Source organism: Bradyrhizobium sp. CCBAU 51745 (assembly GCF_028128715.1).
GTDB classification, from domain to species: domain Bacteria; phylum Pseudomonadota; class Alphaproteobacteria; order Rhizobiales; family Xanthobacteraceae; genus Bradyrhizobium; species Bradyrhizobium manausense.
The window spans coordinates 103,348-129,535 of sequence record NZ_LBJP01000085.1; the positions used below are offsets into that span (position 1 = coordinate 103,348).

Below are 26,188 nucleotides of genomic sequence, written 5' to 3' on the forward strand. Positions count from 1 at the left end.
AAGGAGTGAAACCGCCATGCCGCATTTCACGATCGAATATTCGGCCAATCTCGATGGCCGCCTCGACATCGGCGCGGTGTGCGAGGTCGTGCGCAAAGCGGCGGTCGAGACCGGTATCTTCCCGCTCGGCGGCATCCGTGTTCGCGCCATCAAATGCGAGCATTACGCGATCGCAGATGGCAGGCACGATTACGGCTTCCTCGACATGGTGCTGCGCATCGGCGAGGGCCGCGATCTGCCGACCCGCCGGAAAGCCGGCGAGCACGTCTTCCAGGCGCTCGCAAAGCATCTCGATCCGGTCTTCGCCGCCAGCAAGTTCGCTCTGTCGTTCGACATGCAGATCAACGACAAGGACACCAGCTGGAAGCGCAACAACATCCACGACGCCCTGAAAGTGGAAGCCGCCCATGGATAAGCCCGCTCCGAAAGCCGACGTATTCCAGGCCAATCGCGACCGCGTCGCGCCGCTGCTGAAGACACTCAGGGCGGACGGCATCGGTCACATGATCGACGGCAAGATCGTGCCGTCGATATCAGGCGAGACTTTTGAGACCAAGTCCCCGGTCGACGGCGCGACACTCGCAAGCGTTGCGCGCGGCAACGCCGAGGACATCGATGCCGCGGCTACCGCCGCGGCGCTTGCCTTCAAGTCCTGGCGCGACATGGGACCGGTAATGCGGCGCAAGCTGCTGCATCGCGTTGCCGATGCAATCGAGGACAATGCCGAGGACATCGCCGTCCTCGAATGCATCGACACGGGACAAGCCTATCGCTTCATGGCCAAGGCCGCGATCCGTGCCGCCGAGAACTTCCGCTTCTTCGCCGACAAATGCGCCGAGGCGCGCGACGGCCTCAACACGCCGAGCGATGAGCACTGGAACATCTCGACCCGCGTGCCGATCGGCCCGGTTGGCGTGATCACGCCGTGGAATACGCCGTTCATGCTCTCGACCTGGAAGATCGCCCCCGCGCTCGCCGCCGGCTGCACCGTCGTGCACAAGCCGGCCGAGTGGTCGCCGGTGACGGCGGCCATTCTGGCGCGGCTGGTCAAGGAAGCCGGCGTGCCCGACGGCGTGCTCAATACCGTGCACGGTTTGGGCGAAGAGGCCGGCAAGGCGCTGACCGAGCACCCCGCCATCAAGGCGATCGGCTTCGTCGGTGAGAGTGCGACGGGCTCGGCGATCATGGTGCAGGGCGCGCCGACGCTGAAGCGCGTGCATTTCGAGCTCGGCGGCAAGAACCCCGTCATCGTGTTCGACGACGCCGATCTCGACCGCGCGCTCGATGCCGTCGTGTTCATGATCTACTCGCTCAATGGCGAGCGCTGCACCTCGTCGAGCCGCCTGCTGATCCAGCAGAACATTGCCGAGAAATTCGTTGAGAAGCTGACTGCGCGCGTGAAGGCGCTGAAAGTCGGCCATCCCCTCGATCCCGCCACCGAGATCGGGCCGCTGATCCACGAGCGGCACCTCGCAAAGGTCTGCTCCTATTTCGACGTCGCGCGCCAGGACGGCGCGACCATCACCGTCGGCGGCAAGGCTTATGACGGTCCGGGCGGCGGACATTATGTCGAGCCGACCTTGGTGACAGGCGCGCACGGCAGGATGCGCGTGGCGCAGGAGGAGGTGTTCGGCCCCTTCCTCACCGTGTTGCCGTTCAAGGACGAAGCCGACGCCATCGAGATCGCCAACGACATCCGCTATGGCCTCACCGGCTATGTCTGGACCAACAATGTCGGCCGCGCCTTGCGCGTCGCCGACGCGCTGGAAGCCGGCATGATCTGGCTGAACTCGGAGAACGTCCGCCATCTGCCGACGCCGTTCGGCGGCATGAAGGCCTCAGGCATCGGCCGCGACGGCGGCGATTACTCGTTCGACTTCTACATGGAAACCAAGCATGTCTCGCTGGCGCGGGGTACGCACAAGATTCAGAAACTGGGAATTTAGGAAACGGTACATTCCGGGTCGATGCGAAGCATCGAACGGAATCCATTCATCCACCAACTCTGCCGCGTGATGGATTCCGGGTTCGTGCTTCGCACGCCCCGGAATGACAAGAGGGGAAACGCCAATGCCCGTACCGCACCATATCTTCGAGCCGCCGTTCAACATCATCCGCTCGAGCCACGTCGTGCTCGACGTCACCGATCTGAAGCTGAGCCGCGAGTTCTACGAGATCACCGTCGGTCTGCATGTCGAGGATGCCGACGACAACGTCGTATACCTGCGCGCCGCCGAGGAGCATCAGCACCACTCGCTGGTGCTGCGGAAAGCTGCGGCGCCGGCCTGCGCCCGGCTGGGCTTCAAGGTCGGCAATGACGGCGATCTCGACAAGGCCGCAAAGTTTCTGTCCGAAAACGGCCTCGCCCATGCCTTCGTCGATCAGCCGTTCCAGGGGCGCACGTTGCAATTCACCGATCCCTTCGGCTTCCAGATCGAGCTCTATGCCTCGATGGAGCGGCGGCCGCATCTCTTGCGTCGCTACGACCTCTACCGAGGCTGCCACCCGCAGCGGCTCGATCATTTCAACGTCTTCGCCGCCGAAGTGCAGGACACTGTCGACTTCTACGCGCGGCTCGGCTTCCGCCTCACTGAATACGCCGAGGAAGATGGACCGAACGGCCGCATCGCCGCCGCCTGGATGCATCGCAAGGGCAACGTCCATGACTTTGCGATCACGAATGGCAAGGGCCCCCGCCTGCACCACTTCGCCTATTGGACGCCGACGGCGATGAACATCATCCATCTCTGCGACGTGATGGCTTCACAGGGCTTTGTGAAGAACATCGAGCGCGGCCCCGGGCGCCACGGCATCTCGAACGCGTTCTTCCTCTACGTCCGCGATCCCGATGGCCACCGCCTCGAGCTCTACACCAGCGATTATTTTACCGGGGATCACGACCACGAGCCGCTACGCTGGTCGCTGCGCGACCCGCGCCGCCAGACGCTGTGGGGCGCACCTGCCCCCCGCTCCTGGTTCGAACAGGGCTCGCCGTTCACCGGCCAGGCCGTACGGGAGCCGAAATTCGTCGCCGACGTGCTGGTGGCGGATTAAGCGATGAAACTCCCTCGCCTCGCTACCTATTCCGTCAAGGGTGAAACCCGCTACGGCGCCGTCCTGGAGGGCGGCATCGTCGATCTCTCGGCGCGCTACGCCAAGGACTATCCGACGCTGCGCGAGGTGATCGCCGCCGGCAAGCACGTGCCCCTCGCCGAAGAGGCCGCCAGCCGTACGCCGGTTCACGCGCTCGGCGAGATCACATGGCTGCCGCCGGTGCCCGCGCCGGAAAAGATCATCTGCATCGGGGTCAACTATCCTGACCGCAACGCCGAATACAAGGACGGCCAGGAGGCGCCGAAATATCCGAGCATGTTCATGCGCTCGCCCCGCTCCTTCGTCGGCCACGACACGCCGCTGGTGCGCCCGCGCGCGTCCGCGCAGCTCGACTATGAAGGCGAGATCGTGCTGGTGATCGGCAAGGCCGGCCGGCACATCAAGCAGAGCGCTGCGCTCGATCACGTCGCCGCGCTGACGCTCTGCAACGAAGGCTCGGTGCGCGACTGGCTGCGCCACGCAAAATTCAACGTCACGCAAGGCAAGAACTTTGATTCCAGCGGCAGCCTCGGGCCGTGGCTGGTGCCCTACATCAGGGAAGCGCAGATCGCAGACATCAGGCTGACCACGCATGTCAATGGCGAGCTGCGTCAAGACGACCGTACCAGCCGGCTGATGTTTCCGTTCCGCTATCTCATCAGCTATATCTCGACCTTCGCGACGCTGGTCCCCGGCGATATCATCGTCACGGGCACGCCGACCGGCGCGGGTGCGCGGTTCGATCCGCCGCGCTACCTGAAGCCCGGCGACGTCATCGAGGTCGCGGCCGAGGGTATCGGAGTTTTACGCAACGGCGTCGTCGACGAAGCCTAAGACAACAACACGAATGGAATGATGCAATGACCACCCTGACCGGCGGCGAAGCGATCGTAAGCGGGCTCGTCGCCCATGGCGTCGACACCGTGTTCGGCCTGCCGGGCGCGCAGGTCTACGGCCTGTTCGACGCCTTCCACCAGGCTCAGCTCAAGGTGATCGGCGCGCGGCACGAACAGGCCTGCGGCTACATGGCGTTTGGCTATGCGCGCGCGAGCGGCCGACCCGGCGTGTTCAGCGTGGTGCCCGGCCCCGGCGTGCTCAATGCCAGCGCAGCGCTGCTCACCGCCTTCGGCTGCAACGAGCCGGTGCTGTGCGTCACCGGACAAGTGCCGACGCAGTTTCTCGGCAAGGGGCGCGGCCATCTGCACGAGATGCCGGACCAGCTCGCGACCTTGCGCAGCTATGTGAAATGGGCCGATAGAATCGAAGCTCCTGCCAATGCACCGACCACGGTGGCGCGCGCCTTCCAGGAAATGATGTCCGGCCGACGCGGCCCCGCCTCGGTGGAGATGCCCTGGGATATCTTTACGCAGCGCGCGGACACCGCCGCTGCGCAGGTGCTGGAGCCCCTGCCCGCGCCGCTCCCAGACCCCGATGCGATCAAGCAGGCCGCAGCGCTCATCAAGGCCAGCAAAGCACCGATGATCTTCGTCGGCAGCGGCGCGATCGAGGCAGGCGAGGAAATCCTCGAGCTCGCCGAGATGATCGATGCGCCCGTGGTCGCCTTCCGCAGCGGCCGCGGCATCGTCTCCAATGCGCACGAGCTTGGCCTGACCATGGCCGCCGCCTACAAGCTATGGGCCAAGACGGACCTGATGATCGGCATCGGCACGCGGCTGGAATTGCCGACGATGTCGCGCTGGCCTTATCGGCCGGACGGATTGAAGAGCATCCGGATCGATATCGATCCCGTCGAGATGCGGCGCTTCATTTCGGACGCTTCCATCGTTGCCGATGCCAAGGCCGCGACCGCCGATCTCGTCGCCGCCGTCAGCAAGGTCGGCTACAGCAAGATCGCCGGCCGCCGCGGGGCGATCCGCGAGGCGACCGCGACGGCGCTGGCAGAGATCCAGCGCGTCCAGCCGCAGATGGCGTATCTCAACATTTTGCGCGAGGTGCTGCCGGCGAACGCGATCGTCACCGACGAGCTGTCGCAGTTCGGCTTCGCCTCCTGGTACGGCTTTCCGATCTACCAGCCGCGGACCTTCATCACCTCTGGCTATCAGGGCACGCTCGGTTCGGGCTTCCCGACGGCGTTAGGGGCCAAAGTCGCCAGTCCCGACACGCCGGTGGTTGCGATTACCGGCGACGGCGGCTTCATGTTCGGCGTGCAGGAGCTGGCCACCGCCGTGCAGTTCAACATCGGCGTGGTGACGCTGGTGTTCAACAACAACGCCTATGGCAATGTCCGCCGCGACCAGCGCGAACGCTTTGACGGCCGGGTGGTGGCATCCGATCTGGTCAATCCTGACTTCGTCAAGCTGGCGGAGTCCTTTGGCGTGGCATCCGCGCGCGTCACGGCGCCGGACCAGTTCAAGTCCGCGATGGAGAAGGCGCTCGCCCATCGCGGGCCGTATCTGATCTCGATCGAGGTGACCAGGGATTCGGAAGTCAGCCCGTGGGCGTTCATTCACCCGCAGAAGCCCTAGTCCGTCATTCCGGGGCGCGCGAAAGCGCGAACCCGGAATCTCGAGGTTCCGGATTCGATGCTTCGCATCGCTCCGGAACGACCGCTCTTTCAGCGCGTCCGGCGGAACGTCAAATTGATCCTGATACGTCCCAGCAGCCCGTGCTCGCCCTCGGCCAGCGGCGCGACGCCGTGATAGGCGAGCCGGCTCGGCCCGCCCCACACCACGACATCGCCATGCACAAGGCGAAAGCGACGCGGCTTGTCGGCGCGCGCCAGGCCGCCGAACAGGAAGGCCGCGGGCAGGCCGAGCGAGACCGAGACGATCGGCGCCGAATAGTCCAGCTCGTCCTTGTCCTGATGCAGTGAGAGCCGCGTGCCGGGCTCGTAGCGGTTGATCAGGCACGCGTCGGGCGCGAAGTGCTTGAAGCCGCCCTGCTCCGCCGCGCGGCGGGCGAGATCGCGAAACACCGGCGGCATCACCGGCCATGGCGCGCCGGTTCGCGGATCGATGGGATCATAGCGGTAGCCGGTGTGATCGGTGATCCAGCCGCGCTCGCCGCAATTGGTCATGGCCACCGACATCTGGTAGCCTCCGGGCGTGGTCATTCGCCGGAACGGCGACTGCACCACGATGGCGCGCACCGCTTCGATCAGCTCGCCCTCGATCGGCCTGACGAAGCCGCGCAGCAGCACGGCGCCGTCCGCGATCTCCTCGCGCGACGGTTGGGCTTCGGCAACGCTGTCGAACAAATCAGCCGTCAATGGCTCCGCTCATTTGGCATCATGGAAGATCACACCCAGCGTGTGGCGCTGGCCGGACCTGATCCGGCTGACACCGTGGCGCAGATTAACGCGGTAGGTGCCGCGTGTCCCCTGCACCGGGCGATGGTGCACAGCAAAGGCAACGGCGTCGCCCTGCGTCAGTGGAACCACCTCGGCGCGGGACTGCATGCGTGGCCGCTGCTCGGTCAGCACGAACTCGCCGCCGGCGAAATCGCGGCCTGGCTCGGACAGCAGGATCGCGACCTGGAGCGGGAACACATGCTCGCCGTAGAGGTCCTGATGCAGGCAGTTGTAATCGCCGGCCTCGTACTGCAGCAGCAGCGGCGTCGGCCGGGCCTGCCCCGCCTCATGGCAGCGCTTCAGGAACGCGGCGTGCGAGGTCGGATAGCGGATGTCGATCCCCATCGCCTCGTTCCAGCGGTTGGCGACGCCTTGCAGATGCCTATAGAGCGCCGGGCGCAGCTCCGCGATCGGATCGGGCAGCGGATAGGAGAAATATTTGTACTCGCCGCGACCAAAGCCGTGGCGGCCCATGACGATACGGCTGCGGAAGTGCGCGTCGTCGGAATAGAGCGCGGCGATGGCGCGACATTGATCGGGCGTCAGCACGCTCTTCAGGACGGCGCTGCCGTGGGAGTCGAGTTCGGCGGTGATCTGGGGCCAGTCGAGGGTGTCGACATGGGTGGCGATTTCGGTCGTTTCATCGAACCCGACGGGAACACGTTTTGCGATGGCCATTGCTATCATCCTTCGTCATTCCGGGGCGCGACGCAGTCGCGAGCCCGGAATCCATTCATCCATCGGCGCTGCCGCACGATGGATTCCGGGCTCGCGGCCAAGAGGGCGCGCCCCGGAATGACGAAGAGTGTGTCGCAGGTTCGAGCAGCCGCGGCCACCCGATTTCCGATGACTATCTCGGCCCGTCATTGCGAGCGGAGCGAAGCAATCCAGAATCCCTCCGTGGAACCAGTCTGGATTGCTTCGTCGCAAGAGCTCCTCGCAATGACGCGGAGAGAGTTCAGCCCCGCACCGGCAGCGTCACCACCTCGTAGCCGTGCCTGATGATCCGCTTCAGCACGGGATCCTCCAGCTCGAAGTCGAAGCGCTCCGCAGGGCGGATGCCGCCCTTGGCCGCAAAGGTGCCGCCGAACATGGCGCAGCCGTCGGGGAACTTGCCGCCCGCGAAGCCCCGCGCGATGAGCTCGGCCACCGGCAGCATCGCGTCCAGCGTACCCTCCTGGTAGAGCACGCGCTGGCCGTTGATGGTGGCGTAGGAGCGCAGGATCATCTTGTCCCAGTGGCCGATGACATCCTCGAGCTCCCACAGCGTGGAGGCGATCGGCTTGTCGCACATCTGCTTGGACACGGTGACGCTGTAGGCCTCGACCTTGCGGTCGGTGTGATCCGAGCCGCAGCCGACGAAGATGCGGCCCTGCCAGCCGACCAGCACGAACTCGACCTCGCCTGAGGAATCGCCGCCGGTGCATTCAATGCTGTCTTCCTGGGTCAGCCGCCGCGCCGAGGCGCGGTAGTAGATCGGCGTTGAGGCCGGCGGGGCGATACCCATCTCCTGCAGCTCGGCAATGTGCTTGTCGCGCGCAACAGGATCGCGGCCGGTCCATCCGGCGATGACCATCTGGTCGATCGCCAAGGTCAGCGGCGTGGTGGTGTCCTGCGCGTCGATGGTGAAGGTCAGATCAAACACGAATGACGGCCTCCATGCCGGCAGCAAGTTCAAAAATACGGCGGTCCGAGCCGCCCGCTCCGGCAAGCATCAGGCCGACGGGAACCTCGCCCTCGCGATGCGCCGGCAGCGAGATGGCACAGCCGTCGATCACGTTGATCAGCGTGCAATTGCGCAGCGCGCGCAGGTTTTGCGTCGTGAACGCCTTGTCGTCGGCGAGATCTGCGATCTTCGGCGGCGTGTTGGCGGTGGTCGGGAGCACCAGCGCGTCGTAGGGTGCAATGCGGGCGTTGACGCGGGCGATCAGCGAGCGGCGCTCGTTGAGCAGATCGATGTAGTCGGCCGCGCTCTGCGCCTCGCCGCGCATGATGCGGACGTAGACGCGGGGATCGTAGACGTCGCCCTTGGAGGTGATGAGATAGCGATGCCAGGCATAGCTCTCGGACGCCGCAAAGCCACCCTTGGCGTTCATCGGGCCGATGTCGTGGAATTCGGCCATCTCGATGCGCTCGATGATGGCGCCGTGATCGGCGAGCGATTTCAACGCGCGTTCGAAGGTTTCCGCGACCGGAGCGTCGAGATCGTCGAGCGCAACCGTGGTCGGCACGGCCAGCCGCATGCCCTTCACGGGACGCGGCGTGAGCGCCGTGACCGGCTCGTTCGCCAGCACCGCATCGAGAATGGCACAACAACTGACCGAGCGCGCCAAGGGGCCGATGCTGTCGAGCGAGAACGACAGCGGCACGGAGCCGTCCAGCGGCACGCGGCGCTGCGTCGGCTTGTAGCCGACGATGCCGTTATAGGCCGCGGGAATGCGGCAGGAGCCGCCGGTGTCGGTGCCGAGCGCGCCATGGGCCATGCCGTCGAGCACGGAGACCGCCGCGCCCGAGGACGAGCCGCCCGGCACGTGCCCCTCGGCCCGGTTCCAGGCGCCTTTAGGTGTCCCATAGTGCGGATTGATACCGATGCCGGAATAGGCGAACTCGGTCATGTTGGTGCGTCCGATCACGACAAAGCCGGCCTTGCGCAGCCGCGCGACCGCCGCCGCATCGTGCTCGGCCGGATCGGAATCGTCGAGCGCGCGGGAGCCGGCGCGCGTGGTCTGTCCCTTGATGTCAAACAGATCCTTGATCGAGATCGGGATACCGGCATAGCGCGAGGGCGCCGCCTTCACCTTGCGCAGGGCATCCATGGCATCGGCGGTGGTCAGCGCGGCGTCCTTGTCGACATGGATGAAGGTGCGCTGCCCCTCGCCGGCGGGATCGGCGATCCTGGCGATGCACGCCTCGACCAGTTTTCGGGAGGTGGTACGGCCACTTTCGAGATCGTCGGCCAGTGTGGCGAGGGTCGGGGCGTTCGGCATGTCTGGTTCGCCTGCGTCGGGCGCGGCCAAAACGCTGCCGCGCTATTTCAATCCAAAATAGGCGCGCCGCAGCGCCTCGTTGTCGGTCATCTCGGCAACCGTGCCGGAAAAGCGAATGCGCCCGCCTTCCAGAACAAATACGCGGGTTGCCACTTCAAGGAAACCGATATTCTGCTCGGCGATCAAAAGCGCGATCCCGCGCCCCTGCAGGCCGTTCAGGATACGGATAACCTCCTTGACGAACAGCGGCGACAGCCCGGCCGAAGGCTCGTCCATGACGAGAAGCTTCGGCTCGGCCGCGAGCGCCTTGGCGATCCCGAGCATCTTGCGCTGCCCGCCTGACAGGCTGGAGGCAGCGTCGCGGCGCTTGTCGCGCAGCACGGGAAAGAGGCCATAGAGTTCGTCGAGGCGCCGGCGCGGGTTGGCATGTCCCAGCGCCTGGGCCCCCACCAGGATGTTCTCCTCGATCGACAGGTCAGGAAACACCGCGAGCTCCGACATGTAGGTCATGCCGAGCTTCATGCGGTCGCTGGAGCGCATATGCGCGATATCCTGGCCGCCGAGCGCGATGCTGCCGTGACGGGCCTCGACCAGGCCGACCAGCGATTTCAGGAACGTGGTCTTGCCGGCACCGTTGGCGCCGAGCAGCAGGACCGTCTCGCCGGACTTGACGTCGAGATCGACGCCCCACAGCACCTGCATGGTGCCGTAGCCCGCATCGACGCCTTGCGCCTGGAGAAGAGGTGTTGCTTCAGGCGGCATGCTCGCCTCCCAAAAACACCTCGATCACCTGCGGTTCCTTCACGGCCGCAGCGAGCTTACCCTCGAAGATTTCCCGTCCCGCATTGAGAACGATGACGCGGTCGGTGATGTGCTCGATGAAGCCCATCAGGTGCTCGACGACGATGATCGACATGCCGCCTGCCGCGAGCTGCTTGATCCGCTCGGCAATCCAGTCGAGCTCGGCGGGATTGAGCCCGGCGGCGAGCTCGTCGAGCAGCAGCAGGCGCGGTCGCGTCGCCAGGGCGCGGACCAGATCCAGCATCTTCTGCTGCGCGCTGTTGAGATCGGCTGCCGGCCGATCGGCGACCGCGTCCAAACGATATTCGTCGAGCAGCGCATCGAGCGCCGGCGGCATTCCGCCAATGTGGCCGTAGGCCAGGGCGACCCTGACGTTCTCCCGCACGGTCAGCGACATGAACGGCTTCGGCACCTGGAAAGTCCTGTTGATGCCGCGATGGACCAATTTGTGGGACGCAATGCCGCCGATGGGCTCGCCATCGAAAGCGACCTCGCCGCCATCGGGGGCGTAGAGACCCGAAATCACGTTGATCGCCGTGGTCTTGCCCGAACCATTCGGACCGACCAGCCCCAGCACCTCGCCGGGCGCGGCATGAAAGCTGAGGCCGTCGAGCGCGACGAAACCGCCGAAGCGCTTCACCAGCTTATCGACGCTGAGAATGGGTTTTGTGTCAGGGGACATGCCAGCCCCTCCGCGTCGCCAGCGAGACCAGCCCTGCCGGCAGGAACAACACCAACCCCATGATGAGAAGACCGTAGATGAGCTGGAAATATTGCGGGGTCGTGAACCCGATCAGATTGTAGACGCCGTACAGGATCAGGACGCCGATGATCGGACCGGAGATCGTCGCGACACCTCCGAACAGCGCGAAGACGATCGCGAAGATGCTGAACTCGCCGCTGAAGACATTGTCGGGATAGAACACGGACACGTACCAGGCATAGATGCCGCCGGCGAGCCCCGCCACCAGCGCCGAGGCCAGCCAGGCCGCGATGCGCATCTTGACGACGTTGACCCCCGCCATCGACGCGCTCACCGAATCCTCGCGTACGGCCTGCAGTGCAAGCCCAAAGCTCGAATTCTTCAGGAAGACGACACCGCCCACCGTCAATGTCAGCACCACCAGCGCCGCATCATAGGCGTGCGAGGGGTTGAACGTGCCCGTCAGCGACACGCCATACGGCCCCTTGGTAATGCCCTCCAATGCGGGATTGGCGACCAGGTGCAGCACAGCCAGCGACGCGGCGAGATTGGCAATGGCAAAATAGGCGCCGGAGAGCCGCAACAGCGGTGTCAGCAGCAGGCCGAGCAGCACACCGACCAGCCCCGCCGCCAGCACGGCCACCAGCGCCGGCGACTGATAATGCATCACCAGCACCGCAAATCCGTAGGCGCCGGCCCCGAAGAAGCCGACATAGCCGAACGGCAAATAGCCGGTGAAGCCGTAGATGATGTTGACGCCCTGCGCGAGGATCAGGAACGTGACGAAATTGAACAACAGCAGATGGTTCTGGTAGAGGCCCGGCAACACCGCAAACACGGCGATCAACGGCACCAGAATGAACAGCACATGCTTGACGGCATTAGGCAACGCGCACCCGCCTTCCAAGCAGGCCGCTCGGACGTAGCAAGAGGATCAGGATCAGCAGCACATAGGGCAGAAGGTCCGCCCATGAGCTGAGATAGGTCTGCACCAGCATATAGCAGACACCATAGACGACACCGCCGAGGGCCGTGCCGAGCGGATTGCCGAGCGAACCCAGCACGACGATCGCAAACGACGTCACCGTCGCGTCCGCGCCGAAGGCCGGCGTGATCGAGCCGAACATGAACGGCGCAAACACGCCCGCAACCGCAGCAAGCCCGAGTCCAATTCCGAACGCCGCGGCCGAGACACGATCGACATCGATGCCCGAGGCCAGCGCCTCGTCGCGTCGCGACATCACGGCGCGCGTCAAGGTGCCGAGCCGCGTGCGATAGAGATAGACGTAAACGAGACCGATCGCGACCAGGCTGATTCCGGCAGCAATCACCCACGGCGCGGGAAATCCCTGGCCGAGGATGCGGATCGGACCGTTCTGCGGCTTGCCGCCGAACAGCTGGACCTTGATGGTCGAGAACACCGTGCCGAGCAGCCGGCTCTGGATCGAGCGCTCGCTGGTGCCGGCGAAGATCGTGGTGATGGCTTCGACCACCTGCGACAGGCCGAAGAACAGGATGATCGACAGCATCTCGGGATTTGCCGATCCCTGCAGACGCGGCACCAGCACCCAATAAAGCAGCGTGCCGACCAGCAGAAACAGCACGAATGCCAGCGGCACCGCAAACAGCGGGTCGATTCCGGCCAGGGTGACGACGCCCAGCGCCACGAAGGCGCCGAGCATCAAGACGTCGCCATGCGCAAGGTTGACGATGCGCATGACGCCGAAGACGAGATTGAGCCCCATACCGACCAGGCTGAAATACAGCCCGAACAGGACGCCGGCGACCAACGCGTAGGTCAACATCAGCAGCCGACTCCCAGCACTTGCTCAGCGGGGTTTCCCGTCATGGACGCGGATAGACCGGCTTTCCGGTCGCCGTCTCATGGGGATAGATCGAGATGAACTTGAGATGCCCGTGATCGCCAAGCTCGAGCTGGCCGAGCGGCGTGAGCTCACCGATCTGACCGCCCATCTCATCGAGCGCGAACGTGCCGTCCAGCGTTTGCAGCTGGTTGGACAGGCTGAAGGTTGCCTTGCGCAGCTCGAGCTGATCGAGGCTGGTCGCGACCGACAGGGTCTTTTCGATCACCAGAGCCGTGGTGTAGCCGGCAACCGAGTTGAAGCCGAACTCGACCTTGCCGTCAGGATATTTCTTGTTCCAGGCCGCTTTGTACTCGTCGATGTTCATGCCGAAATTCACCGGATATTTCAGCTCTTGCGGCGGCACGTAGGTGAAGACGTGCTCCAGTCCCTTCTCGCCGACGTTCTTCTCGAGCAGCTCGGTCTCCAGACCGGCATAGATCGAGAACAGCATCTTGAAGACGACGCCGACGTCCTGAACGTTGCGAAGGAAGGCGATGTCGTTCGGCGCATAGCCGAAGTGAATCACCGCGTCCGGGTTGGTGTTGGCGATGTTGTTGATGATGACGGTGTAGTTGGTCGTCTCGGTGGGAACGCCCTGATCGTAGACGATCTCGATCGGCGCGCCCGATTCCTTGACGAACTTCCGGAAGGCATTGGCCTGCGTGCCCGTGAACTCGTTGGTCGCATAGAGGATCGCGACCTTCTTGATGCCGAGGCCAGGTCCATCATGCGAGACGAAATCGGCGACCGGCTTCGGCCAGACGGTCGACACCGGGTCGGCCATCAGGGCGATGTAGGGATTGTCCTTGGAGAAGAAGCTGGCGCCCGTACCGGTCTGGTCGAACAGGAACATCTTGTGGTCGCGAGCAATCGCAACCGCAGGCGCGGTCAGCACCGAGCCGGAATCGGCAACCAGAAGATCGACCTTATCCTGGGTGATGAGCTGATTGTACAATGTCGCCGCGGTCGCCGTGTTGCTCTGGTCGTCATAGGCAACGAGCCTGATCGGGATCTTCTTGTCGAACGCCTTCACATAGACGCCGCCTTCGGCGTTCTTCTGTTCGACCCACAGCTTCAGCCCATAGTGAACCGGCATCGAGATCGAGGCATAGCGCCCGCTCGAGGCGTAGAGCGTTCCGATCTTGATCTCGGCCGGCGCATCCGCAGCAAGGGCCGGCGCAGCGAAGGTCAGACCTGCAACCAGCGCAACGCCTACTGATCTCAACATGGAATCCTCCCGATCTCTTCTTGTCTCGGCACTTATGTACCGTGCGAACTTACTGGCACACAAGCACGCCGTCAGCAATTGTGCGCATGGTGGAATACGGGGCGTGCAGAGCTCAGTGCTGGACCGTTGACGCGCGATAGTCAATTGGCGCATCAAGATTGAAACAGACGAGCATCGAGTTCTCGCCTTTGGGAGGAGCTGCCGACATGGCCGAACCGCAGCGCGCACGACCGAAACCAACGCCGGAGACCCAGCATTTCTGGGACGGCACCAAAGCGGGCGAGCTGCGCCTGCAACGCTGCGATGCCTGTGCGCATGTCTACTTTCCGCCGCGCCCGTTCTGCCCGTCCTGCGCCTCACGCAAGGTCTCCGTCTTCAAGGCGAGCGGCAAGGGTTTCCTCTACAGCTACGTCATCAACCACCGCCCTGCCGCGCCGGGCTTCACGCCGCCTTACGCGATCGCTGTCGTTGAGCTCGACGAGGGACCGCGGATGATGAGCAACATCATCGACTGCCCGCAGACGCCGGAGGCGCTCGCGCTCGACATGAAGCTTGAGGTCGCGTTCCAGCAGCTGGACGACAAGATCACCCTTCCCATATTCCGTCCGGCGAAGGGGTAAGCCATGCGCAAGAACCAGGTTGCCGTCGTCGGCGCGGCCGAGACCACCGAACTCGGAATCATCCCCAACGCCTCGCAGCTCCAGCTCCACGCGGATGCAGCACTCAATGCGATCGCCGATGCCGGGCTGAAGCTCTCCGACATCGACGGCTTTGCCACCGCGGTCGAAACGCCACAGCAGGTCTGCCACTATCTCGGCATCAAGCCGACCTGGGTGGACGGCACGTCCGTCGGCGGCTGCTCGTTCATGCTGCACGTCCGCCATGCGGCCGCCGCGATCGAGGCTGGTCTTTGCAAGACCGTGCTGATCACCCATGCCGAGAGCGGAAAGTCGATGATCGGCAAGGCGCCGCGCTCGATCCCCGCCGACAGTCTGCAGGGCCAGTTCGAGGCGCCCTATGGCGTCTACGGCCCGCCCAGCATGTTCCCGATTCCCGTGCTGCGCTTCATGAAGACCTATGGCATCACCCATGAACAGCTCGCGTCGGTCGCCGTCGTGCAGCGCGAATGGGCGGCCAGGAATCCGCGGGCGATGATGAAGGATCCGATCACGGTCGCCGACGTGCTGAACTCGCGCATGATCGCCTATCCGTTCCGGCTGCTGCAGTGCTGCCTCGTCACCGACGGCGGCGGCGCGCTGATCCTCACCTCGGCCGACCGCGCCAGGGATTTTCCGCGCAAGCCCGTTTATATCATGGGCACCGGCGAGAGCGTGGAAACGCCGATGGTGAGCCAGATGGAGACGTTCAACTCCTCGCGCGCATTCAAGACCGCGGGACCGCTCGCGTTCAAGGAGGCCGGCATCGCGCACAAGGACGTCGATCACCTCATGATCTACGACGCCTTTGCGCATTTGCCGCTGTTCGGGCTCGGCGATCTCGGTTTCATGCCGTACGAGGAGACGGGCAAATTCATCGCTGATGGCAACACGCGGCCGGGGGCTAAGCTTCCGCTCAACACCAATGGCGGCGGCCTCTCCTACATGCATTCGGGCATGTACGGCATGTACGCGCTGCAGGAGAGCGTGCGCCAGATGCGCGGCATCGCACCGGCGCAGATAGCGAATGCGAAGATTTCCGTGTGCCATGGCGTCGGCGGCATGTTCGCGGCGTCAGGCACGATCGTGTTTACGAATGAGAGGTAACAGCCCGTCATTCCGGGGCGCGCTTAGCGCGAACCCGGAATCTCGAGATTCCGGGTCTGGTGCTTCGCACCATCCCGGATTGACGGACAAAACAGGAGGCACCACATGAGCAAATCACTGCAGGACAAGGTCATCATCGTCACCGGCGCAGGCCGCGGTATCGGGCGCGAGATCGCGCTGCTCTGTGCGGCCGAGGGCGCCAAGGTCGTTGTCAACGATCCCGGCGCGGCTGCCGACGGCGCCGGCTCGAGCGCCACGCCCGCCGAAGAGGTGGTCGAGGAGATCAAGAAGCGCGGCGGCACGGCGGTCGCCAATTTCGAGTCGGTCGCCGAAGCGATCCCCGCCAGCAAGATCGTCAAGACCGCGACCGATGCCTTCGGCAGGCTTGATGGCGTCGTCAACAATGCCGGCATCCTGCGCGACATGATCTTCCACAAGATGAGCGTGGAAGCATTCGAGGCCGTCATCAAGGTGCATCTGATGGGCTCGTTCTATGTCAGCCACGCCGCCGCGCGCATCTTCCGCGAGCAGGAAAGCGGCTCCTTCGTGCACTTCACCTCGACCTCGGGCCTGATCGGCAATTTCGGCCAGGCCAATTATGCCGCCGCCAAGCTCGGCATCGTCGGGCTGTCGAAATCCATCGCGCTCGACATGGGCCGCTTCAACGTGCGCTCCAACTGCGTGTCGCCGTTCGCCTGGACCCGCATGATCGGTACCATCCCGACCGAGACCGAGGCCGAGAAGGCCCGGGTCGAGAAGATCAAGCAGATGGGCCCGGAAAAGATCGCGCCGATCTGCGCCTATCTGCTCTCCGATGCCGCCAAGGACGTCACCGGGCAGATCTTTGGCGCACGCATGAACGAGCTGTTCCTGTTCAGCCAGAACCGCCCGTTGCGCTCGGTCCATCGCAGCGAAGGCTGGACGCCGCAGTCGATCGCCGAACACGGCATGCCGGCGCTGAAGGGCTCGTTCTACAAGCTGGATCGCTCCGCGGATATTTTCCCCTGGGATCCGGTGTAACGCTGCGCCACCGTCATTCCGGGATGGTCCGAAGGACCAGACCCGGAATCTCGAGATTCCGGGTTCGCCCTTCGGGCGCCCCGGAATGACGGCTAACCCGTATTCCTCAATCCCGCCGAGATGCCGTTGATGGTCAGCTGAATTCCGCGCAGCACCTGCTCGTCCGGGTTCTGCGCGCGATGCTCCCTGAGCAGCTCGACCTGCACGTGGTTGAGCGGATCGAGATATGGGAAGCGGTGACGCACCGAGCGCTCCAGCAGCGGGTTGCCCTGCAGCAGGCGGTCCTGCCCCATGATATCGAGCAGCGTCTCGATGCAGGAATGCCATTCGCGGCGGATGCGGCCGAAGATTTTTTCGCGCAGCGCCTCATCAGGCACCAGCTCGGCATAGCGTGAGGCGATCGCGATCGAGCTCTTCGCCAGCACCATGTCCATGTTCGACAGCAGCATGCGGAAGAACGGCCATTCCCCGTAGAGCTCTTTCAGGAACGGCATGCCCTTGTCGGGATGGTCTGTGATCCACTGCTCGACCGCGCTGCCGAAGCCGTACCAGCCCGGCAGCATCAGGCGGCATTGCGCCCAGGAGAACACCCAGGGGATCGCGCGCAAATCCTCGATCGCGCGGGTCTTCTTGCGCGAGGCCGGACGGCTGCCGATGTTCAGCGTCGCGATCTCGTTGATCACGGTCGAGGACCAGAAATAATCGACGAAGCCCTCGGTCTCGTAGACAAGACCGCGGTATGCCCTAAAGGCGAGATTTGAAAGCTCGTCCATCGCGATCAGATATTCGCGGCGCGGCGCGCTCTCGCGCGGCCGCAACAGGCTCGCATCCAGCGTCGCCGCAGCCAGGATCTCCAGATTGTTGCGTCCGACTTCGGCGTTGGAATATTTCGACGAGATGATCTCGCCCTGCTCGGTGATGCGGATCTGGCCGTTCACGGCGCCGCCCGGCTGGGCGACGATAGCGTCATAGCTCGGCCCGCCGCCACGGCCGACCGAGCCGCCGCGGCCGTGGAAAAGGCGCAGCCGCACATGATGACGCTCGAATACCTCGACGAGCCCGATCTCGGCCTTGTAGAGCTCCCAGCCCGAGGTGACGAAGCCGCCATCCTTGTTGCTGTCGGAATAGCCGAGCATGACTTCCTGCACGCTGCCACGGCTGTCGACGAGGCGACGATAATCGTGCAGCGACAGCATGCGGTCCATGATGCCTGAAGAGGCCTGCAGATCCTCGATGGTCTCGAACAGCGGCACGATGTTGATGGCGCTGCGCCCGGAGGGATGGACCAGGCCGACCTCCTTGAGCAACACCGCGACCTCGAGCATGTCGGACATGCCCTTGCACATCGAGATGATGCACTGGGGAATCGCGTCCGAGCCGAACTTCGCATGCGCCTCCGCGGCGGCATGGAAGACGTTGAGCTCGCCCATGGTCTCATCGCTGTACTTGACGAAGGGCGAGACCAGCGCGCGCGTCGAGCGCAATTCGTTGGTGAGGAGCGAGATGCGCGCCTCCTCGCCGAGCGCGAGATAGGACATTCCGGGGTTGGCGGCGTCGATCAGCTCGGCAATGGTGCGTTCGTGCACCGCCGAGTTCTGGCGGATGTCGAGCCGCGCCAGATGGAAGCCGAAGCAATCCACCGCGCGTCGCAGCAGCCGCAGCCGGCCGCGCGCGATGACGCGGGCGTTGTTGGAGATCAGCGAGCGGTGCAGCACGTCGAGATCGGCCTGCAGCTCCTTGACGCTTCCGTAGGGCGCGCCCTTGCCGACCGGCCGGCGGGTGATCTCGACCTCGAGCTTCTCGGCCGTCGCGGTCAGGCGCGCATAGATGCCTGAGACCGCAAGGCGATAGGGCTCGCCGCTCCGGTGCGGCGAGGTGTCGGGCGAGCGCTCCGCGAGGTTACGGAGCTCCTCGGAGACATCGGCGAGATGGGCGGCGATCGACAATTCCGAGCCGAGCACGTGGAGCTCGTTCAGGTAGAATTGCATCACACGGCTCGACTGCAGCCGCAGCGTGCCGCGCATCACGTCGGCGGTGACGAAGGGATTGCCGTCGCGGTCGCCGCCGATCCAGCTGCCCATGCGCAGGAACGAAGCGAGCTCGCTGGCGGCCTGCTCGCCGCCGTCCTCCAGCCGGTCTTCCAGCGCGTTGACCAGTCGAGGTACCTCGCGCAGGAAGGTGTAGTCGTAGAACGACAGGCCGTTGGCGACCTCGTCGAGCACGGTGAGCTTGGTGCGGCGGAGCAGATTGGTCTGCCACAACGTCAGCACCTCGCGGCGAAGCTGCTCGTCGCTCGCGGCGGCCTCGTCCGCGGTCAGCGCAACCCGCTCGCGGCGGTCGAGCAGCGCGGCGATCTCCATCTCGCGGTCCATGGTGCTCTTGCGACGGACTTCGGTCGGATGCGCGGTCAGCACCGGGCTGACCAGCGCGGTCTTGAAGAAGCTGCGCAGCGCGTCGGCGCCGATGCCGGCGGCCTTGGCCTTGGCCAATGTTTGCGCCAGCACGCCGGACCCGTTGGCGGCGCTGCGGCTGCGCATCTGGCGGATGTTGTTCTGGTCCTCGGCAATGTTGGCGAGGTGGGAGAAATAGCTGAAGGCGCGGACGATCCGAACCGTCTCCGAGGTCGACATGCTGTCGAGGATCTGCTCGAGCTCGCGGCGGGCAATCCGGTCCTCGTCGCGGTGGAACCGGATCGAGGTCTGCCTGATGCGCTCGACCAGGTCGAACACGTCGGCACCTTCCTGGTCGCGCACCGTGTCGCCCAGGATGCGTCCGAGCAGGCGGATATCGTCGCGCAGCCGGACATCGGCCTCCAGCGCCTGGACGTCCTCAGGCCGGTTCGGGCGAAGATCGGCAGCGTCGGATGGTACGGTCTGGAGGGACATGGCTCGCTCCTTTTTCTAGAGCTCCCAATGGCTCCCCGGCGGACCGAGTGTGCGATATTTTTCTGCCGCAGTGCAAGACGAAGTTGGGGGCGGTGCACACAGCCGCCGCTGGGGCCGGCGGCCCGGCAGAGTCAGGCCGGCACGATCACCTTGCCGATCGGCCAGAGCGCGATGCCGGCGAGCTTCAGATGGGCCCAAGCAAAGGGAAGGCCGATGATGGTGATGGCGAAGAGCACGGCGGTCAGGAGGTGGCCGAGCGCCAGCCACCAGCCGGCCAGAACGAGCCAGATGATGTTGCCGATCACCCCGAGGGCGCCGGTACCGATGTCGCTCATGCCGGTGACCTCGTCACGACTGACCGCGCGCGAGCCGAACGGCAGCAGCGTGTAGATGGCGATGTTGAACGCCGCCCGCGCCCAGGGCAGCCCGATGATGGTGATGGCCATGATCACTGAAGCCACCAGCCAGCCGAAGGCCATCCAGGCCCCGCCGATGAGAATCCAGATCAGGTTGAGCAGGATGGAAACTGGGGACATGAGTTTAAGAACCCTGGGATGATCCGGAGGCCAATGACCCCACTTATATAGGTGGGAAAATCGTCGTTGCGAAGGCGGCACCCACTTCATCGAATTGACGCACGCATTGCCCAGAATGGCACGGCGTTTGAAACATTCGGGGCGCAATGGCATTGCTGTCGCGGCCATCGGGGCCTAGGGGGGGTCGCATGTCCGATTTCGTCATCGAGGAAGGCCTGCCCTATCCACTGGGTGCCCATTGGAGCGGCAACGGCACCAACTTCGCGGTATTTTCAGCCAATGCAACCAAGGTGGAAGTCTGCTTGTACGATGGCGATCGCGAGACGCATCGCTTCGAGCTGCCGGAATATACCGATCAGGTCTTCCATGGGTACATCAGCGGCGTCGGCCCCGGCACCTTTTATGGCTATCGCGTCCACGGGCCCTATCAGCCCGACGCCGGTCATCGCTTCAATCCCAACAAGCTGCTGCTCGATCCCTATGCCCGCGCCCATGCCGGGAGCCTGACCTGGAATCCGGCCGTGTTCGGCTACATCATGGAGACGGGCGACGATACGACCTTCGACGAACGCGACAGCGCGCCGTTCATGCCGAAATGCGTCGTGGTCGATCCTGATTTCGACTGGCAGGCCGAGGCGGCGCGCCAGAACGTCCATTGGGACGAGACCATCGTCTACGAGACCCACGTCAAGGGTTTTACGAAGAAGCATCCTGCGGTGCCGGACAACCTGCGCGGCACCTATGCCGGCTTCGCCGCGCCTGAGATGATCGCGCATCTGACATCGCTCGGCGTGACCTCGATCGAGCTGCTGCCGGTCCATTCCTTCATCAACGACGACAATCTTCTGAAGAGGAACCTGGTCAATTACTGGGGCTACAACACTATCGGCTTCTTCGCACCCGACCCGCGCTACGCCTCCGACGTGCCGAATTCCTTGCGCGAGTTCAAGGAGATGGTCTCGAAGCTGCACGGCGCAGGCCTCGAGGTGATCCTCGACGTCGTCTACAACCACACCGCCGAAGGCAACGAGCTTGGGCCGACCCTATCCTTCAAGGGCATCGACAATGCGAGCTATTATCGCCTGCTGCCCGACCGGAAGCGCTATTACATCAACGACACCGGCACCGGAAACACCGTCAACCTGTCGCATCCGCGCGTGATCCAGATGGTGATGGACAGCTTGCGCTACTGGGCCGGCCATATGCATATCGACGGCTTCCGCTTCGACCTCGGCACCATTCTCGCACGCGAGGTCTACGGCTTCGACGAGCAGAGCGGATTTCTCAAGGCGATGGATCAGGATCCGCTGCTGTCGACCGTCAAGCTGATCGCCGAGCCCTGGGACTGCGGACCCGGCGGCTACCAGGTCGGCGGCTTCCCGCCCGGCTGGGCGGAGTGGAACGACAAATATCGCGACACGGTGCGCGATTATTGGCGCGGCGAGGCGCCGCCCTCCGCCCTCGCCTCGCGGCTGCTCGGCTCCGGCGACATCTTCGGCCGCTGGGGCGGCCGTCGCTCATGGGCCAGCGTCAACTTCATCACGGCTCATGACGGTTTTACGCTGAACGATTGGGCGAGCTACAACGACAAGCACAACGAAGCCAATGGCGAGGGCAACCGCGACGGTAATTCCAGCAACCGCTCCTGGAATTGCGGCGTCGAAGGCCCGACGGACAACCAGGAGATCGTCGCCCTGCGCGAGCGGCAGAAGCGAAACATGCTGGCGACCCTTTTGCTCTCGCAGGGAACGCCGATGCTGCTCGGCGGCGACGAGTTCGGCCGCACCCAGCAGGGCAACAACAACGCCTATTGCCAGGACAGCGATATCTCCTGGTTCGACTGGACGATGGGCGAGCATGCGCAGAAGCTGCTCGCCTTCACCAAGCGGGTGATCCAGCTGAGGCGCGACTATCCGATCCTGCGCCGCAGCCGCTTCCTCACCGGCGTGCATGATGCGCAGCTCGACATCCGCGATGTCGTCTGGATCAATCCCAATGGCAGCGAGATGTCGAGCGCCGAGTGGGAGAGCGGCTGGCTGAAATGCTTCGGCGCCGTGCTCGACGGCCGTGCACGCAAGACGGCCATCCCGCGCCACGGCGAGGACGACAGCGTGCTGATCATCCTCAACAGCTATGAGGGCGAAGTCGACTTCAAGCTGCCGCACACCACGGCCGGACCGTGCTGGTCGCTGCTGCTCGACACCAATGCCGCCGACGGCGCATCCGGCGTCCGGTTCGACTTCGACAGCGTCTACAAGGTACCGGGCCGGTCGTTCCTGTTGTTCGTCGGCGGAGAGCTGGTTTAGAGGTCAGCCTGTAGCCCGGATGGAGCGCAGCGAAATCCGGGGCCTTTGCATCCGGAGAGTTAAGTCCCGGATTGCGCTTCGCTCCATCCGGCTACAGGGCGTTTAAATCTTCCGCCCCGCCTGCTCCCAATAGGGATCTCGCAGGCGGCGTTTGAAGATTTTTCCGGAGTCCTCGCGCGGCAGGCCCGTGCGGATCTCGATATGCTTCGGGACCTTGTAGTCGGCGAGTGAGCTCTTCAATCGCGCACGGATGTCGGCGACGCCGAGCGTGACGCCCGGTTGCGGCTCGACCACCGCCATCAGCGCCTCGCCGAACTCGGCATCGGGGATGCCGAACACGGCGCAATCATGCACGCCCGGGATGGCATGCAGCACCGACTCGATCTCGGCCGGATAGATGTTGACGCCGCCTGATATCACCATGTCGCGCTTGCGGTCGCAGATGAAGACGTAACCATCTTCGTCGATATAGCCGACGTCGCCCGAGGTGATGAAACCGTCGCGGTCGATTTCGGCGCGCTTCTCCGGCTTGTTGTGGTAGGTGAAGTCGGCAAGCCCCGCCATGCGGGAATAGATCTCGCCGATCTCGCCGACGCCGAGCAGGCGGCCGTCGTCGCCGATGAAGCGCAGCTCGGCGCCGGGTGAGATCTTGCCGACCGTACCCGGCTTCCTGAGCGCGTCCTCGGAGGTCGCGAAGGTGACGGCGCTGGACTCGGTCGAGCCGTAGAATTCATAGATCACCGGCCCCCACCACTCGATCATGGCGCGCTTGACGTCCGCCGGACAGGGCGCGGCCGCGTGAATGACGTGACGGAGCGAGGAGACGTCGTACTTCTTGCGGACCTCCTCCGGCAGTTTCATCAGGCGGATAAACATGGTCGGCACCATGAAGATGGTGTCGATCTTGTACCGCTCGATCAGCTCGAGAAACTCTTCCGCCTCGAAGCGCGGCATCAGGACCAGCGCGCCGCCGAGCTTGCCTGCACGGATACCGAACGAGTTCGGCGCGGAGTGATAGAGCGGACCTGGCAGGATCGCGCGGGCGCCGGGTTTCAACCCATAGATCGTCGCACGCATACGCTCGCCGGCCGCCTGCTGCTCCGGCGTCGGGGCGTTGCGACGTACACCCTTGGGATGACCTGTCGTGCCTGACGTGTAGATCATGTTCATCGGCTGCGGCACGACCGGGCCGTCATAGGGCTGATACTGCTCGAGCCAGGACTCGAAATCGATTGCGAAGTCCGGCGTCTCGAGGTGATCGGGATCGATCTTGTAGGTCTTCAGGATTTCCGGTGGCGTCGGCACGCTGAGCACGGTGACGCCATCAGGAATCGCATCGCGCAGGACGTGCAGCATGTCAGCATGTCCGATCAGCACGGAGGTGCCGGTGTCACCGAGGATGTAGTTGATCTCCTCCGGCTTGAAGTGCCAGTTGATCGGCACGCCGTAGGCCCCAAGCCGCATCGCGGCGTAGGCGGCCTCGAGGAAGGCGATATCGTTGCGCATCAGCATGCAGACGCAATCACCTTGCTCGACACCTGACATGGCGAGCCCGGACGCGATGCGGTCGGCGCGATCGGCGACCTCGGTGTGGGCACGGCGGCGGTCGCCGGAGACGATGCCGAGAAATTTGGACGTTTCGCTCATTCTTGTTTTCCGATCTTTCGTCGGGTTTCGACAGAGGCACAATCATGGTCGTCATTCCGGGGCGATGCGAAAGCATCGAACCCGGAATCCATGTCACGGCAGGGAATGCGGCGGGATGGATTCCGGGCCTGCGCCTGCGGCGCATCCCGGAATGACGAACTCAATCCACATACTTCGCGGCGCGCTTCTCCAGGTTCGACCGCACCGCTTCGGTCTGGTTCGGGCTGCCGATCAGCTTCTGCTGCTCGACCGACTCCGCAAGCAGCGCAGGTCCTGGATCGACCGAGAGATTGTTCAGCAGTCGCTTGGCGGCGCGGATCGCATCGGGGCTCTTGCCGGCGATCTCACGCGCGACTTCGAGCGCCGCAGCGCGCGGATCATCGCAGATGCGAGTGGCGAGACCGTAACTCATCGCTTCCTGCGCGGAGAAGATCCGGCCCGTGTAGGTGAGATCGCGCAGGATGTCGTCGCGCACGAGGCTCGCCAGGATCGGCGTGCCTGCCATGTCAGGCACGAGGCCCCATTTGATTTCCATGATCGACATCCGCGCATCGGCGCTCAGGAAGCGCATGTCGGCGCCGAGCGAGAGCTGGAAGCCGCCACCGAAGGCAACGCCGTGCACGGCCGCAATCACCGGAACCGGAAGCTGGCGCCAGCCCCACACCGCTTGTTGCGGGAAGTTGGCCTGGCCATGCGTCCGCTTGGTGAGATCTCGATTTTCGCCACCCGGAATTCCGTTGCCGCCCTTCTCCTTCATGGCGGCAAAACGTCCCATGTCGAGACCAGCGCAGAAGGCGCGGCCCTCGCCAGACAGCACGACAGCGCGTACGCCTTTTTCCCGGGAAAGACGCTCGGTTGCCGCGACAAGCGCCTCGAACATGGCTTGATCCAGCGCATTCATCTTGTCGGCGCGCACCAGGCGCACGTGGGCAACGCCTTCCGAGATCGAGATCGAGACGCGCTCTTCCATGGATGAATTCTCCCCTGTTCTTGTTCGGTGCCGCTTTACAGAAAGCTGACGGCCGGATTTAGTCAATCGACCAATTAACTGACGATACGTACGGGAGAAACAGCCATGTTCAAGGAAAATCTTCTGGCTGGTCGGCGCATTCTCGTGACCGGCGGCGGCACCGGGCTCGGCAAGTCGATGACGGCGCGCTTCCTCGAACTCGGCGCCGAGGTGCACATCTGCGGCCGGCGCAAGATCGTCTGCGACGAGACGGCGATCGAGCTGATGGGTGAGTATGGCGGGCGCGTCACCAGCCACGGCGTCGATATTCGCAACGCGCTCGCCGTCGAGGAGATGATCGACAACATCTTTCGCGACGCGCCATTGACTGATCTCATCAACAACGCTGCGGGCAATTTCATCTCGCGCACGGAAGAGCTGTCGCCGCGCGGCTTCGATGCGGTCGCCAACATCGTCATGCACGGCACGTTCTACGTGACCCATGCGGTCGGCAAACGCTGGATCGCGCTGAAGCAGCCCGGCAACGTCGTCTCGATCACCACGACCTGGGTGCGCAACGGCTCACCCTATGTGGTGCCGTCGGCCATGAGCAAGTCGGCGATCCACGCCATGACGATGTCGCTGGCGACCGAATGGGGCCGCCACGGCATCCGCCTCAACACCATCGCACCCGGGGAAATTCCGACCGAAGGCATGAGCAAGCGCATCAAGCCCGGTGACGAGGCCGGCGCGCGCACCAAGGCGATGAATCCGATGGGCCGGGTCGGGACCATGGAGGAGCTGCAGAACCTCGCGGTGTTCCTGATCTCCGGCGGCTGCGACTGGATCAATGGCGAGACCATCGCCATGGACGGCGCCCAGGCGCTCGCCATGGGCGGCAATTTCTACCAGCTCCGCGACTGGAGCGACGACGACTGGAAGACCGCGCGCGAGAGCATCATGGCGCAGAACGAGAAGGACCGGGCGAAGCGGGGGTAGTCTCTCTCTCTGTGTAGAGAGCAGCACGGAAGTTTCGCTCCGCGCTCAAGCGTCGTCCCGGCGAAGGCCGGGACCCATACTCACCGAGAGTAGTCT

At 64.2% G+C, this 26,188-nt stretch carries 23 protein-coding genes; 10 read left to right on the top strand and 13 right to left on the bottom strand.

What is annotated here, in order from left to right; all coding sequences use genetic code 11:
* The first annotated feature begins 16 nt into the window (after positions 1-16).
* From XH98_RS26135 to XH98_RS26155, 5 genes are all read left to right on the top strand, one after another.
* A complete protein-coding gene (locus tag XH98_RS26135) occupies positions 17-415 on the top strand; it encodes a 5-carboxymethyl-2-hydroxymuconate Delta-isomerase (protein ID WP_271620340.1) in 399 nt (132 codons plus the stop codon).
* Positions 408-1,946: a 5-carboxymethyl-2-hydroxymuconate semialdehyde dehydrogenase gene (gene hpaE / locus XH98_RS26140; protein WP_271620341.1), complete on the top strand. Its 1,539-nt coding sequence runs from the start codon at positions 408-410 to the stop codon at positions 1,944-1,946. The genes XH98_RS26135 and hpaE overlap by 8 nt, the downstream gene beginning before the upstream one ends.
* Positions 1,947-2,070: 124 nt before the next feature.
* Positions 2,071-3,054 carry a 3,4-dihydroxyphenylacetate 2,3-dioxygenase gene (hpaD, locus tag XH98_RS26145; RefSeq protein WP_271620342.1) on the top strand — a complete coding sequence of 328 codons (984 nt, stop codon included), beginning with the start codon at positions 2,071-2,073 and terminating at the stop codon, positions 3,052-3,054.
* A gap of 3 nt (positions 3,055-3,057) precedes the next feature.
* Complete coding sequence (locus XH98_RS26150) at positions 3,058-3,927, top strand: fumarylacetoacetate hydrolase family protein (protein WP_057752961.1); 870 nt, start codon at positions 3,058-3,060, stop codon at positions 3,925-3,927.
* Positions 3,928-3,953: 26 nt separating this feature from the next.
* The gene (locus tag XH98_RS26155) at positions 3,954-5,579 is read left to right on the top strand and encodes a thiamine pyrophosphate-dependent enzyme (RefSeq protein ID WP_271620343.1); all 1,626 of its coding nucleotides are present in this window, start codon (positions 3,954-3,956) and stop codon (positions 5,577-5,579) included.
* Between the two features lie 89 nt (positions 5,580-5,668).
* Here the strand turns inward: XH98_RS26155 and alkB are convergent, their stop codons facing one another.
* The 9 genes from alkB to XH98_RS26200 form a co-directional block, all read right to left on the bottom strand.
* Positions 5,669-6,322, bottom strand: coding sequence for a DNA oxidative demethylase AlkB (alkB, locus tag XH98_RS26160; RefSeq protein WP_271620344.1), 654 nt, complete (start codon positions 6,320-6,322; stop codon positions 5,669-5,671).
* Between the two features lie 9 nt (positions 6,323-6,331).
* A complete protein-coding gene (locus XH98_RS26165; protein WP_271620345.1) occupies positions 6,332-7,081 on the bottom strand; it encodes a 2OG-Fe(II) oxygenase in 750 nt (249 codons plus the stop codon).
* 280 nt (positions 7,082-7,361) lie between these two features.
* Entirely contained in the window at positions 7,362-8,048 is a 687-nt protein-coding gene (locus XH98_RS26170) for a DUF2848 domain-containing protein (protein ID WP_271620346.1), read from the bottom strand.
* Positions 8,041-9,390 carry an amidase gene (locus tag XH98_RS26175; RefSeq protein ID WP_271620347.1) on the bottom strand — a complete coding sequence of 450 codons (1,350 nt, stop codon included), beginning with the start codon at positions 9,388-9,390 and terminating at the stop codon, positions 8,041-8,043. Before XH98_RS26175 ends, XH98_RS26170 begins: the two co-directional genes overlap by 8 nt.
* A 42-nt stretch (positions 9,391-9,432) precedes the next feature.
* A complete protein-coding gene (locus tag XH98_RS26180; protein ID WP_271601922.1) occupies positions 9,433-10,152 on the bottom strand; it encodes an ABC transporter ATP-binding protein in 720 nt (239 codons plus the stop codon).
* Positions 10,142-10,873 carry an ABC transporter ATP-binding protein gene (locus XH98_RS26185; protein ID WP_271601921.1) on the bottom strand — a complete coding sequence of 244 codons (732 nt, stop codon included), beginning with the start codon at positions 10,871-10,873 and terminating at the stop codon, positions 10,142-10,144. Before XH98_RS26185 ends, XH98_RS26180 begins: the two co-directional genes overlap by 11 nt.
* Positions 10,863-11,783: a branched-chain amino acid ABC transporter permease gene (locus tag XH98_RS26190; protein WP_220003718.1), complete on the bottom strand. Its 921-nt coding sequence runs from the start codon at positions 11,781-11,783 to the stop codon at positions 10,863-10,865. Before XH98_RS26190 ends, XH98_RS26185 begins: the two co-directional genes overlap by 11 nt.
* Positions 11,776-12,699, bottom strand: a complete 924-nt coding sequence (locus XH98_RS26195) for a branched-chain amino acid ABC transporter permease (RefSeq protein WP_083514502.1) — start codon at positions 12,697-12,699, stop codon at positions 11,776-11,778. Before XH98_RS26195 ends, XH98_RS26190 begins: the two co-directional genes overlap by 8 nt.
* Before the next feature lie 40 nt (positions 12,700-12,739).
* Positions 12,740-13,987, bottom strand: a complete 1,248-nt coding sequence (locus XH98_RS26200) for an amino acid ABC transporter substrate-binding protein (RefSeq protein WP_271601920.1) — start codon at positions 13,985-13,987, stop codon at positions 12,740-12,742.
* A 206-nt stretch (positions 13,988-14,193) separates the two neighbouring features.
* Between XH98_RS26200 and XH98_RS26205 the strand changes: the two genes are divergently transcribed.
* The 3 genes from XH98_RS26205 to XH98_RS26215 all read left to right on the top strand — a co-directional run bounded on the left by XH98_RS26205 (position 14,194) and on the right by XH98_RS26215 (position 16,770).
* Positions 14,194-14,607, top strand: coding sequence for a Zn-ribbon domain-containing OB-fold protein (locus tag XH98_RS26205; protein ID WP_271601919.1), 414 nt, complete (start codon positions 14,194-14,196; stop codon positions 14,605-14,607).
* Positions 14,608-14,610: 3 nt separating this feature from the next.
* Positions 14,611-15,750, top strand: coding sequence for a thiolase C-terminal domain-containing protein (locus XH98_RS26210; protein WP_271620348.1), 1,140 nt, complete (start codon positions 14,611-14,613; stop codon positions 15,748-15,750).
* A 105-nt stretch (positions 15,751-15,855) separates the two neighbouring features.
* A complete protein-coding gene (locus XH98_RS26215; RefSeq protein WP_271601917.1) occupies positions 15,856-16,770 on the top strand; it encodes an SDR family oxidoreductase in 915 nt (304 codons plus the stop codon).
* 92 nt (positions 16,771-16,862) lie between these two features.
* Here XH98_RS26215 and ppc read toward each other — a convergent pair whose 3' ends face one another.
* On the bottom strand, positions 16,863-19,655 hold the full coding sequence (gene ppc / locus XH98_RS26220; RefSeq protein WP_271601916.1) for a phosphoenolpyruvate carboxylase: 2,793 nt from the start codon (positions 19,653-19,655) through the stop codon (positions 16,863-16,865).
* 131 nt (positions 19,656-19,786) lie between these two features.
* Positions 19,787-20,191, bottom strand: a complete 405-nt coding sequence (locus tag XH98_RS26225; protein ID WP_057752947.1) for a YccF domain-containing protein — start codon at positions 20,189-20,191, stop codon at positions 19,787-19,789.
* 188 nt (positions 20,192-20,379) lie between these two features.
* Between XH98_RS26225 and glgX the strand changes: the two genes are divergently transcribed.
* Complete coding sequence (gene glgX, locus XH98_RS26230; RefSeq protein ID WP_271601915.1) at positions 20,380-22,497, top strand: glycogen debranching protein GlgX; 2,118 nt, start codon at positions 20,380-20,382, stop codon at positions 22,495-22,497.
* Positions 22,498-22,599: 102 nt separating this feature from the next.
* Here glgX and XH98_RS26235 read toward each other — a convergent pair whose 3' ends face one another.
* Both XH98_RS26235 and XH98_RS26240 read right to left on the bottom strand, forming a co-directional pair.
* Positions 22,600-24,144, bottom strand: coding sequence for an acyl-CoA synthetase (locus XH98_RS26235; protein ID WP_271620349.1), 1,545 nt, complete (start codon positions 24,142-24,144; stop codon positions 22,600-22,602).
* 160 nt (positions 24,145-24,304) lie between these two features.
* Entirely contained in the window at positions 24,305-25,114 is an 810-nt protein-coding gene (locus XH98_RS26240; protein WP_271620350.1) for a crotonase/enoyl-CoA hydratase family protein, read from the bottom strand.
* A 105-nt stretch (positions 25,115-25,219) separates the two neighbouring features.
* On the opposite strand from XH98_RS26240, the gene XH98_RS26245 reads away from it, so the two are divergent.
* Positions 25,220-26,092 carry an SDR family oxidoreductase gene (locus XH98_RS26245; RefSeq protein WP_271620351.1) on the top strand — a complete coding sequence of 291 codons (873 nt, stop codon included), beginning with the start codon at positions 25,220-25,222 and terminating at the stop codon, positions 26,090-26,092.
* Positions 26,093-26,188 lie beyond the last annotated feature (96 nt).